Source organism: Candidatus Zixiibacteriota bacterium (assembly GCA_036480375.1).
Lineage (GTDB): Bacteria > Zixibacteria > MSB-5A5 > GN15 > JAAZOE01 > JAZGGI01.
The window spans coordinates 1-12,127 of sequence record JAZGGI010000001.1; the positions used below are offsets into that span (position 1 = coordinate 1).

General features: G+C 43.6%; 10 protein-coding genes. 5 read left to right on the forward strand and 5 right to left on the reverse strand.

Features of this window, described 5'->3' with window-relative positions; translation table 11 throughout:
- A partial coding sequence (locus tag V3V99_00005) for a hypothetical protein (protein ID MEE9441042.1) occupies positions 1–202 on the forward strand: 202 nt, incomplete at its 5' end.
- Positions 203–461: 259 nt separating this feature from the next.
- On the opposite strand, the gene V3V99_00010 is transcribed toward V3V99_00005, so the two are convergent.
- On the reverse strand, positions 462–1,382 hold the full coding sequence (locus V3V99_00010; protein ID MEE9441043.1) for an Ig-like domain-containing protein: 921 nt from the start codon (positions 1,380–1,382) through the stop codon (positions 462–464).
- Between the two features lie 609 nt (positions 1,383–1,991).
- On the opposite strand from V3V99_00010, the gene V3V99_00015 reads away from it, so the two are divergent.
- On the forward strand, positions 1,992–2,531 hold the full coding sequence (locus tag V3V99_00015) for a hypothetical protein (protein ID MEE9441044.1): 540 nt from the start codon (positions 1,992–1,994) through the stop codon (positions 2,529–2,531).
- A 151-nt stretch (positions 2,532–2,682) separates the two neighbouring features.
- Here the strand turns inward: V3V99_00015 and V3V99_00020 are convergent, their stop codons facing one another.
- From V3V99_00020 to V3V99_00030, 3 genes are all read right to left on the reverse strand, one after another.
- Complete coding sequence (locus tag V3V99_00020; GenBank protein MEE9441045.1) at positions 2,683–3,510, reverse strand: ferredoxin--NADP reductase; 828 nt, start codon at positions 3,508–3,510, stop codon at positions 2,683–2,685.
- A 140-nt stretch (positions 3,511–3,650) separates the two neighbouring features.
- On the reverse strand, positions 3,651–4,796 hold the full coding sequence (locus V3V99_00025; protein ID MEE9441046.1) for a KamA family radical SAM protein: 1,146 nt from the start codon (positions 4,794–4,796) through the stop codon (positions 3,651–3,653).
- Between the two features lie 263 nt (positions 4,797–5,059).
- Positions 5,060–5,980 carry a hypothetical protein gene (locus V3V99_00030; GenBank protein MEE9441047.1) on the reverse strand — a complete coding sequence of 307 codons (921 nt, stop codon included), beginning with the start codon at positions 5,978–5,980 and terminating at the stop codon, positions 5,060–5,062.
- A gap of 552 nt (positions 5,981–6,532) precedes the next feature.
- On the opposite strand from V3V99_00030, the gene V3V99_00035 reads away from it, so the two are divergent.
- The 3 genes from V3V99_00035 to V3V99_00045 all read left to right on the forward strand — a co-directional run bounded on the left by V3V99_00035 (position 6,533) and on the right by V3V99_00045 (position 11,246).
- Complete coding sequence (locus tag V3V99_00035; GenBank protein ID MEE9441048.1) at positions 6,533–7,663, forward strand: SPFH domain-containing protein; 1,131 nt, start codon at positions 6,533–6,535, stop codon at positions 7,661–7,663.
- Positions 7,647–9,134 (forward strand): hypothetical protein, encoded by a 1,488-nt coding sequence (locus V3V99_00040; protein MEE9441049.1) that lies wholly within the window; start codon positions 7,647–7,649, stop codon positions 9,132–9,134. The genes V3V99_00035 and V3V99_00040 overlap by 17 nt, the downstream gene beginning before the upstream one ends.
- Before the next feature lie 105 nt (positions 9,135–9,239).
- A complete protein-coding gene (locus V3V99_00045) occupies positions 9,240–11,246 on the forward strand; it encodes a S9 family peptidase (protein MEE9441050.1) in 2,007 nt (668 codons plus the stop codon).
- Positions 11,247–11,250: 4 nt separating this feature from the next.
- Here the strand turns inward: V3V99_00045 and V3V99_00050 are convergent, their stop codons facing one another.
- Complete coding sequence (locus V3V99_00050) at positions 11,251–11,640, reverse strand: hypothetical protein (protein ID MEE9441051.1); 390 nt, start codon at positions 11,638–11,640, stop codon at positions 11,251–11,253.
- Positions 11,641–12,127: the final 487 nt, after the last annotated feature.

Sequence of the window (12,127 nt, forward strand, 5' to 3'; positions counted from 1 at the left end):
GCCTGTTTTCAGCTGTCGCGCGGTGTATCCACTTCATGTTAATAGTATTTGGTGCCGTGCAGGTGTCCACACCTGCGCGGTAAAAATGGGTTTGTTTCCTCAGATTAACGTTTTGGGTCATATCAAACCGATGGTGATTACGACAGGCAAAAGCCTGTTTTCGGCTGTCGCGCGGCGTTCCTGCCTCTTGCGAAAAATATAGACTGGCGATTCGGGCTCGTCGCGGCGAGCCCATACAAGTATATTTTGCTCTAATGGATTGATAATCATCTTACATATGCGGATGAATTCTGAAATAGTGGGGATTGTGTGGGATAATTGTAAATGCTGTATGCGGGAACCCATCCGAAAACGCTACGCTTTTTTCGGATGGGCCCCCGATCGTGGCGATAGATGATTTATGCTAGTTATCTTTTCCCAAGTCTGAAGACTTGGGGCACCCTGGCTTAATTGCAACCAACTCAATAGTGCAAAATAATTTTGGCTTTGTCATCTCCGTTTAAGGGGCCGGAAGTCGCGATTCCAATTTTTTGAACTCCCGTCGCCTCGATTCGCAAACCGATATGGGTAGCGCTGCTATCAAGTGCCGCATTTATAAATTCTGTCATTGGGATCATTATCGTCATTCCGGAGTCAACATCTTCCACATGTCGCGAATATATGAGCGAGCCATAATCCCAATCCGATATATTAGCGATTCCGTCGCCGGCAAATCCCCAGAACTCAAAATAGGCAGAATCATACTGTGTGGTAGATTCTGAAATAATTATTAACCCAATAGCATCTAATACTTCGTCGTGAACGATCTCATCCAAGGGAAATTCAATAACGGCTCGATCTGTAAGCAGGCCGTTTTCTCCGGTTTGGAGTAACCGTCCCGGGGGGCCTCCACCTAATAATTCATCCCCGATTCCGTCGCCGTCAACGTCACGAACCGTGAATTCGATATCGGGGTAAATCAATAGCGGCGTGGTGCCGGTTGTGAATGACCAGGCATAGGGTACGCCCATCTGCACACCGTCTACAGCTCTTACACCGGGATCGACGCGAGCGGTATAAATCGAGTGTCCAGCCAGCCGTTCGAGGGGAGTGAGCGTCGCCGTTGAATCGCCGTCGAATGACACAGTTGCGTTCACCAAACCGCGCGGACCTTCAAGAGTAAACGATCCGGCAGAGATACTTGCAGGATCCATCGTTTTATCGAAGGTAACGGTCAAGACAGTATCTGTCGGAATATCAATATCGCTTTCAAGCGGGTAGGTCTCAACGACACCCGGTGCAACCCCGGGTTCCGGGCAAGTACCACAATCATCTGAACAATTCGCAGCAAACAACATTAGCATAAATAAGCCGATGATTCTAAGAGTTTTCGTAATCATCATTCGCATTACCACCTTTCTCGTTTAGAGCGAGATGAAAATTCGCATCTCGCCCATTGGGTGGATTAAAACAATTCATTGATAGTATTAATTATGGCACGATTATAAGCCAATGGCAACTTAATTAATTCGAATCAGTTATTGTATAAATTTACACTTAATCATTAAGGGTTCGCTTTCTATAGAAATAGCTGTTTAAGAGGAGTTGTAATGATGGTGAAATATTAGAGGATACGATATAGAATATATTTCATCGTTAGTAATCACCATCAAACTTGCAGCGGATAACTAAAAAGGACAAAACGAATCCAATTCTCTGTAAGCTAAATAGGGATATAAGCTAATAAGGAATTTTGGGAAATAAAATGTGGATAACTTTTATGGATTCCGACCTGTCAGGTGATCGGCAGTTGATGAGATAAATTTGATAACGAACCTCGCTGTACAACATTAGAATAATTATGTACCTTAAGGTACGATTACATTAACTGGCGGAATATTCGTAATTGTAAATTATTGTCCCGCATCGAAAATTTGAACATGGACAAATCGGCACAGTAATTGCGTTTGATTCAGCGTATTTTGATTCAGGGGGCGGAGAAAGGATATATAATGCGCGATAATAAAAAATCAAAATTCGTTTTTTCAATTATCGGGGGATTTATAATTATACCGTTTATTATTTTATCAACGTTTTTTGGGTGTGGCGAAGACAAATCAACCAATATTCCTGTCGAAGTATTACCGCAAATTGACTTAACGAGTATTTCAGAATGTAAAGGCCTATTGGATGTCAATAATTTAAAGGCGAGCGGTTTTAATCAAACCTGTGTCGAGTTTACATATGATAGCACGGGGCTGCTATATCTCAGGCACACAGACATGACCGCCAATTGTTGCGCCGATAGTTTTTCGGTTAATATTAATATGGAAGACGGGATTATTGAAATAGTCGAGGAAGAGATTTTTCTAATTTCCCCTTGTCATTGTATTTGCCCCTACGATATTGAACTGGAAATTACGGATTTAGCTCCGGGGACGTATACTATTTCGATTACGGAGCCTTATCAGCATCCCGGGTCTCCCCCGCTGGAGTTTGCCATAAATCTTGCGGTGCCGGTAAGCGGACAATTTTGTATCTATCGGGAATGAGACCGATAGGGCAGGATTCCTGCCAGTAATTCGAAACGGTTTTAGAAAATTCCCGATAAAGAATTTTCTTTGCAACGAGAGTTCAGGTCAAAAAAACTTTCGGCGAGAGCATGAGACTGTTGCCCTTAAGCAACAATAATTTGGTTTGGACCTATAACTTTACAAAATACTGTTCGGAGTGGATTTGGCCGGGATTTTTTTTGGAATGTTTCTGAAATCCTTCTTTTTTTAAAAGCTCAGTCATTTCCTCGATCATGTAGGGATTTCCGCACAGGAAAATATGAGTATTTTCGGAGGTCGGCCGTATTCCCCATTCTTTTTCAAGAATGCTGTCGGTCCATAATTTCTGGACGAATCCTTCATGCCCATTCCAGGGTGTTTTTTCTTCGTGAGCGTGTGACAGGGTCGGAAAATAGGAAAAATTTTCGCTTACCGCGGCTAAGGCCGATAGTTCGGAATGATAGCCAAGGTCGTAGGAATGATAGGCGCCATGAAAGACAGCGAAGCGCCGTTTGAGGCCGCTTGATAATTCGGTGCGGATCATGCTCATGTAAGGAGCCACTCCGGTTCCGGTCGCGATTAAAACACTATTGAATTCGGGAGGGACTTCCCGCAGGGTAAACATGCCCCGAAAAGTGGTGGACATCCAAATATTGTCATCGGGCTTTAATTCAAAGAGGCGAGGAGAGAGGGAGCCGGTGTGGACCATGCCGATATATAATTCGATATATTCCCTGGCGATTGACGATGACGCGATCGAGTAAGCGCGCATGATTATACGATCCGGATTTTTGGGCGGGCGTTCTTCGACGTCGGCTCGTTCAGAGCGAGGTGATGTTGCGGGCATGCCCAACGTCACATATTGGCCCGGTTCGAAATCGGGAAGTTCCCATCCGTCGGGAACGACGCGCAGCTTGATTAAATCTTTGGTAACTTCAATTCTCTGAGTAATTATCGCGTTTGGTTTTTTGTCTGCCATTTATACTCGTCCCTGTTTTATCTATTTCGAATTACATAAAAAATTTCTAACACTTTGGGAAGCTTAATTTATAATAGGATGAAGGTTTTGTCCACAAATTACGGTAGAATTTTCATAGATAAGTTAAATAAATATTGAAGTTAATCTGTTCCTGTAACCCGAATAAATTGATGCGCCAGACGCTCGGCCTCAATGTGAGAATCATGGACCTGTGTCAGGTCATCCATCCAGAAGGCGTTATTGTTGCGGTAATAAATAATGAGTTTACCTTCGTCTTCGGGATATTTGGCGCGATGGTATTTCAGATAAATATAATCATCAGAGATACCGACAATCTCGATTTTGCCTCGTTCGTGGGACATGACCAGTCGAGCTCGTTTGGCAAGACCGCTGACTTTCTTCCTGGCGCTTTCCAAGGCGAAATAAGTCTCAGGAATGGTCAGGGCATAAGGTTTGTTGCCGGTTGTGGGGCGGCAATGGAAAAAATAGTAAGGGGTAACGCCGATGGTCGATAAGCTATTCATCAAGTTGGCCAAAACGTTCGGCTTGTCATTTATGCCTTTCAGGATGGGAGTTTGATTTGACAATACGACACCGGATTTCATGAGAATATCAAGGGCGAGAATGGCCTCATCGGTCAATTCATTGGTGACGTTGAAATGAGTCATTATGTAAATCCGTTTATCGGGCAGGCTGTAATGGGACAGCATTTCGGGCAGTTTCGGGTCGTCGATAATGCGATAGGGATTGAAGGCGGGCATTTTGGTCCCGATGCGAATAATTTGCACATGATCAATTTTCCGAAGAGACTTGATAATATTTTCCAGCCTTCCGGTTGACATCAAAAGCGGGTCGCCACCGCTTAATAAGACGTTGGTAATTTGCGGATTATTTTTGATGTATTCAATGCCGGGAGTGACGTCTTTAACAACCTCGTCGTTTTTGTCCATGAACAGGCGTTTGCGGAAACAAAATCGGCAGAAACAGCCGCACGTTTCAGTGCAAAGAAGCAGGACCGTGTGAGGATATTTATGCTGGCAGCCGGGAGCGACATAGTTGGCTTCTTCATCGGACGGGTCTAACTCTCCGAATTCGTCGAGTTCGCTTATGTCGGGAATGACTATTTTCCGGATCGGGTCGTCAGGGTCATTCCAGTCTATGAGCGATAAATAATAATCGTTGGCCCTGAATTTGTAGCGGGTGTTGACCGGGGCCAAAGCGACTTTTTCATTATCCGACAAGCGGTCGATACAGTCAATATTTCTGAAATACTTAACCTTAAACACGGCTAACCTCCGCAAAATAACCAAAGCAAAACCAGATGGGATTGGATTTGATTTGACTGGGCGTTTGGCTCAAAACCGATAATTTGGCTCGGAGACATTGCCCATTACTATAATATATACGAAAATTTGGTCGGATTTTCAAGTTTTGAGGAAAATTTTATCGTGATTTATAGTTATTTTGTCTCTAAGATGTTACAAATTAGTGAATTATAAGAGAACAGGAGCCGGGAATTCGGCTCCTGTTATATTCTAAGATTTATCAATTATTCTCCGGTTAAGGAGTTTGGCTGATTATTTTCTGTCGCTATTGAAGATTTGTCAACGGTTCCATAAGCCGTAGGGAAATAGAAGGCGGTTAATTGGAGATTATAAAATCGGTCAATATCAGCAAAGCCTGATATGGTCCTGGCGTTGAAATAATACTTATAAGTACCGGCTGAATTTACGAAGAAGGGACGGTGAACATCAATCGGATAAGTGTAATATCTGCTCGCCTGGGTAGGCAGTTCACTGGGAACCATTATCTGGGAAAATCCATAATTCCCAAAAACTATCGTCGAAGGAGTTGTCGCGACTTGAAAATAGATTTCATCACGGGTACCCAACACATGGTCAATGGCAATGTCGACGTGAGCCCAGATATATATATAACCAGAGGAAGGTGCTGAAATAGAAATTGAGTCGAGAACGGTATATCCGTCTGGGATTTCCCTAAAGATATTTGCGGGCAGCGATTCTTTGAATGCTAAGCCTGGCTCATCGGTTATTTTTATATCGTTAATGCTGTTGTTGGGAACGGTTTGCGCTCTTTCAGCCGAATAGGCATAGGGCGCCGAAGTTAATAGTTGCCGGGGATCCATTTCGGCGTCAGCACCGGCCTTGATTCCAATAAAACGCTGAGCGCCATTAAAGATACTTGCGTTTACCGGGCCGATTTCGGCGGTAAAGAGACCATTATTATCGGGTGTAATATCCAAAGTATCAGCAAAAAGATCATTGCCGAGAACATCCGCGTCGTAAATGGTGAAGATAACCTGGGTGGTGGTCGTGATTGGGGCGCCGTCGGTATCGGTCAGCCGACCCTGATACATTATCATGTCGGGGGCTTGAGCGAATACCGTCGCTGAAGATATAATTAATATGGCAAAAAGAATCAAAGTCTGAGATAGTTTGATATGTCTCATTTTGTCTCCTTTATAAAGTGCTGGTTTTTACCTCCCAAAATCGAGCTGATAAAATGCGGTTTTTATCTGAACACGGATAAATATTCAAAAAAAATCAATATGAATTCAACAAAAAAAAGTACTGTAGTGATCTGAGGCTACAATACCAGAGAAGCTTTTAGATTCGTAGGCTTTTGTCTTACGGCAGGTCACAATTTTGTTTTCACAAAATCAAGACCTGCCGCAACTCCCGGCGGTGGTTTTTTTACACGCCCTTTCGAGGGAAAGACATGGGTGTATGATCGAATTAAAAGTTGAAATGCTCATATAGAGACAAAGCGAGGGTAGTCTCTACGATAAGGATATTAGATTTATGGGAAAAGGGATAAACAGTGTTTACAAAGGATCAGAAAAATATTGTTTATCCGGGTATCCATATTGGGATATTTGAAGTCCATTATTTGAACATTAGCCAGGGGAATGGGGGCAGAATGTCCAAAAAAGTGACAATTGGCGAATATCGGTCGAAGATAGGAGTATATAGTCTGAATTTAATAAACGCGGGAGAATAGAATGTCAGTTTTGATGGAAGTTATCGAGTGGATGGATCCTTCGGGCGAGGAGATGATTCATCGGATTCCTCAGGAGGGTTCGGCCGATTTTAAGCTGGGGGCGCAGTTAATTGTACGCGACAGCCAGATGGCCATATTTTTCAAGAGCGGTCATGCCGCCGATTCATTTACGACCGGGCGGCATACGCTTTCGACTTTAAACGTTCCGATCCTGACGCGTTTGCTGGCGTTTCCATATGGATTTAACTCTCCCTTTCGGGCAGAAGTATATTTCGTAAATTTGAAGACGTTTACCAATTTGAAATGGGGTACCAAGCATCCGGTGACTTTCAAAGATTCCAGGCTGGGCTTGATTCGGTTGCGCGGGCACGGCGCTTTTACGATGCGGATTGCCGAGCCGGCCCTGTTTTTGAATTCAATCGTCGGCCGCCAGTCACGGTATAGCACTGATGAGATTCAGGATTATTTGCGTGATGTAATTATCGCGCGAATGAATGATATGCTGGGCGAAAAACTCGATTCGATACTTGAATTACCAGCTATCTATACCGAATTAGCCGAGGAATTCAAAGGGATCGTCTCGGATGAGTTCATCAAGTACGGTATGGAATTGGTCGATTTCTATATTTCCTCGATTACCCCTCCGGAAGATGTTTCGAAAATGATTGATCAGCGTTCGGGAATGGAAGCGGTAGGCGATCTTGATAAATTCCTGAAATTTGAAATGGCTAAAGGTTTGGGTACAGCCGGCGGTCCGGCCGCGGCCGGAGCCGGAATTGGAATGGGCGCCGGAATCGGTTTGATGGTGCCGGGGATGATGCAGAAAGTATTTTCTCCGGAGCAGACCGAGCTTCGTCGCGAACCGGTTCCGACGGTGACCTGTCCGGCCTGCCATACCGATACGCCGGAGCAATCTCGGTTCTGTTATCGATGCGGTCATGCCATGATAAAACTGAATATGTGTCCCAGTTGCAGTCATGAGCTGCCGACCGAAGCGAGTTTTTGCATGAATTGCGGACATAAATTGGATGTTAAGCCGACCTGTCCGCATTGTTCGACGGAATTAATTCCGGGGTCGAAGTTCTGCGGTGAATGCGGCAAGAAGGTTAGCGGAGATGATGCGGCCGAATAAAAAAGCCGGTTTTTATATTAATGTTACCTGTCCCGGATGCGGGGCCGATTTGGAATTGCAGGATGATTTTTTCTCCATCGAATGCTCTTTCTGCGGTTCGGTGTTGAGATTGGTAATGCCGGAGTCGACGTCGGTCTATTATGTCCCGATGAAAATACAAAAGCGAGAGCTTCGTTTTCAGGTGGATCGATATCTCAAAAATGCCGGTTTGCCTTTGACCGGTCCGGGCTTGTCATATAAAGTGGTTTATTATCCATACTGGAAAATCGACGCGGTTAAACTAAAGGTGAAAGCAAAGCGTACCGAAAGCTATACCGGAAATACGAACTCTAATATTTTGACAACGCAGCTTGATTATCGTGGTGTATTTGTAACCGGACGCGTTATTGGAAAGTCATTAACCGCAAAACCATCGAGTTTGGATGAAAAAAAACTAACGGTACAACTTTCGCCTTTTTCAACGACCTGGGCGGCGACGACTGAGATTTCCGGGATACCGCCTTCTCTGGGACGGCGAACCGATTATATAAAGATGTATCCGAAGTCGGCCGAAGATCATGATGATTCGGCTCAATATATTCCAATTGAGAAATCATGGGAGGCGACGGTAAAACAAGCCAGTGATTCTGTAGAAATGAGCAAGCATACGGGCGAGCCCGGGCGATGTGTTGCCTGTGAACTTATGTTTCCCGAGGGTTCGATTGTTTATTTTCCTTTCGGGATTTTTGAACATATATCCCGAGGAAGCCCGCAAAGAATAGTCTGCGACGGAGTCGTTGGCAGGGTTTTGTCGGTTGTTAATCCTTCAGATGAGCCAACTGACGAACATCAGGGTCAGACATCATTAATTGACTATGGTCAGGTTTCAGTTACAATGCATCGCTGCAAGAATTGCGGGATCGATCTCCCGGCGAGCAGTTCATGTGTTTATATATGCCGTAATTGTCATATCGCGGTTTCTATCGATAATAATGTAACTTTAAATGAGGGGATTTTTCAAGCTATTGAATCGGGTAACATTGGCAATAGAAATACTCAGCTGTTTCCATTTTGGTCATTCCGAGCGCCGGTAAATTTGATTAATGATTTTGTCAAATCATATTATCATACGGATAATTCCGAGAATTTGATTGTGCCGGCGTTTACATTTTCCAACTTTGACGCCATGCGTCGTTTGACCAAGAGAGTCACGGCGTCGGGACAGACGTTGAACATTGAGCCGGTTGACGATCTGGATAGGCGCTTTTTACCGGCAACGGTAGGGTTACAAAAGGCGCATCGGATAGCTGAGATAACACTATACTGCTCTCATGCGGCTAACAAAACAAATTTATCCATAGATGATTTTAAATTTTCCATAGAGAATTCCCGACTAATTTATATTCCGTTCAGTTGCGAAAATTACTTCTATGTATCAACGGTAAACGATGTGATAACTTTTGAAAAGCGTGCTTATCGTCCCATGACATAAGCGTTTCCCGTTTATTGACTTTTTACCGACCGCAGCTTAATTTCAATCAGTTTGAAAATCATATTTTATATTGAGAATTAGTCTACTCAATAGAGGAATAAATCTATGTTAAAGAAAAAGAAAAGCCGTAAAATCGAGGCGGGCGTTTTCACTAATATTGAACTTTTAACTTCGGCCAAGATGTCGCCTGATGAGAAAAAAATCGCTTATACTATTGAAAACATATCTGAAGACCGGCGCAATTACTACTCAAGAATTCATGTTGTCGATATCGCATCGGGAAAATCCCGGCAATATACTTATGGAGAGGTATATGATCGAGGGATGGCGTGGTCGCATGATGGAAAAACCATTGCTTTCATATCAACACGTAATAAGAAAACGGGTATTTATCTTATGCCTATAGAGGGAGGAAGCGAGCGAAAATTAATCGAACGGGATGGTTCGTTTTCGCACTTGAACTGGACGCCTGATGGCAAAGAGATTGTTTTTCAATTTCGCCTTAATGATTCGCATGAAATTAAGGATGAAAAGAAAAAGAAGGAGGCGCCGGCTTATCGGCGCATTACTCGGTTGTTCTATCGTTTGGACGGAGCCGGATTTCTTCCCCGTGATAGATATCATATCTGGAAAGTAAATGTTGATGGCGGGGAAATGATTCAATTGACAAAGGGCAAATATGATGATATGGGACCAACATTGTCACACGATGGCAAATTAATCGCGTTTGTTTCAAATCGATCCAGGAATCCTGATGTCGATGTGATGCATGATGATATTTTTGTTTTGCCGACGAAAGGGGGTAAACTCAGGAAAATTCAAACGCCGGTCGGTCCCAAGATGGAATTATCGTTTTCTCCTGACAGTAAGAAGCTGGCTTATGTGGGGCATGCCAATCCGGATGATCCCTGGGGAGTAACTAATTTTCATTTGTGGACGGTAGGAATCGGCGGGAGGCCGCGGGCCCGGGATTTAATTCCCAAATTTGATCGGCAGGTAAAGGATTCCACGATTGGGGATATGGGTGAGGCTTTTATGGTGCCGACGCCGGTGTGGTCACCTGACGGGAAGCGGATTTATTTCGCGTCGTCCGATACGGGATGTACGAATGTGTTTTATGTGCCTGCCAAAGGCGGATTGCCGACTCGAGTTACAAAAAAGAAATGCCATATCAAGGAATATTCATTTGGGAAAAACTGTAAGAGATTTGCGGCGGTATATTCAACCCAAAAGACTCCGGGTGAACTGCATTTGATTCCTGCCGTCTATAATGGTGACATCAAGTCGAAAGTACTGACGGCACCGTCCCGGAAAATGATGACTGAAATCAATATGCCCGGCATAAAAGAAGTTTGGTTTAAGGCCCAGGACGGTACTAAGCTCCAGGGGTGGATGATTACACCGCCCAGGTTTACCAAGAATCGGAAATATCCGGCTATTCTGGAGATTCACGGCGGTCCCAGAAGTCAATATGGCTATACATTTTATTTTGAGATGCTGTATTTGGCGTCGCAGGGGTATGTTGTCTTTTATACCAATCCTCGAGGTGGAGGCGGACGGGGGGAGACGTTTGCCGGGACAATTGTCGGCGATTGGGGCACTATCGATTACACCGATTGCATGGCCGCGGCCGATTACCTTGAGAATTTGCCGTTTGTGAATTCGAAGAAAATGGGCGTGACGGGTGGGTCGTATGGCGGCTATATGACGAATTGGATAATTGGGCATACGAATAGATTTCGGGCGGCGGTGACACAGAGATCGGTGGTTAATCTAAAAAGTTTTTTTGGTACTTCAGATATGGGATACAGCCTTAACCGAGAATTTCTGGGCTTACCCTGGACGACCGAAGAAACTTATAAACGATGTTCGCCTCTGACCTATGCCGGAAATATAAAAACGCCACTTTTGATAATTCATTCTGAGCAGGATTTGCGGTGCGGTATTGAGCAGGCTGAACAATTATTCGTGACTTTAAAAATGATGAAACGAACGGCTGAATTTATTCGTTTTCCTGAAGAACCTCATGGTTTGTCACGGCATGGTCGTCCCGATAGACGCATCGCTCGCCTGGAGTTGATTAGGAATTGGTTTGATAAGTACTTAAAATAATAATCTAAAAACCGTGTTCAAGCAGTATTTTTTCGGCTTCTTCGCGGGTTTTTACGGTTTTACTAATTGTGCCGGTATCGCCTGCCGAGAACATTTTCTTTAACTGATTCTTTGTAACGGGATTATCGATTACATAGATTGCCAGTATGTTGCCATTTTCTTTAGACCAGCGCATATGTTCTCCGAGAATCTTATTTATTTCCGGGTAAGAAGGTTTCCAGTTAGATAAATTGACGATCCTGGCCCATTTTTGACCAATCAGAGGAGCAGCCTCTTCAATATAATCCTCATGATAATGAAGAGCTGTCTCTCGTTTCCAGACTCCATATATTTTCGAGATCATTACGCGGCGCTCGATATCGGCATCGATAACAAAATTCATAGAAAAAGACATTTATTCACTCCCCAATTCAATATTCATTCAAAATGAATGATTTCACATTTATAATTTCAGACATGAGGTGAGGAAATCTATTGTCTGAATGCTTCCTTTAACGCTAAACGAAAACTTATAGTATTTATCGAGTGACCAATTTACGGGCAAGATATTAAAAAATGTCATTGATTCCAAGGGTAAATTTAGAATTAGCCCATCAGTAATTTATACGTAATTAAAAAATAATCAATAAAAAAAAGATTTAATTATGCTAAATGCATCTTGTTTCAACCACAGAATCAACATTTATAATTAAAAATTATATTAAAAAACGCCGGGCCGAAGAATTTCGGCACGGCGTTCATATCTCGAAGCTCAACTTATCCGGGGGAAAATCAGATAAGTGTCTCGCTTGTTATCCTTTAATCGATTTGACCACACTCCGGTGGCGGACCGCCCTTAAAAACAGCGCTGATGGAATATACCGCGTCACCAACGTTGACAG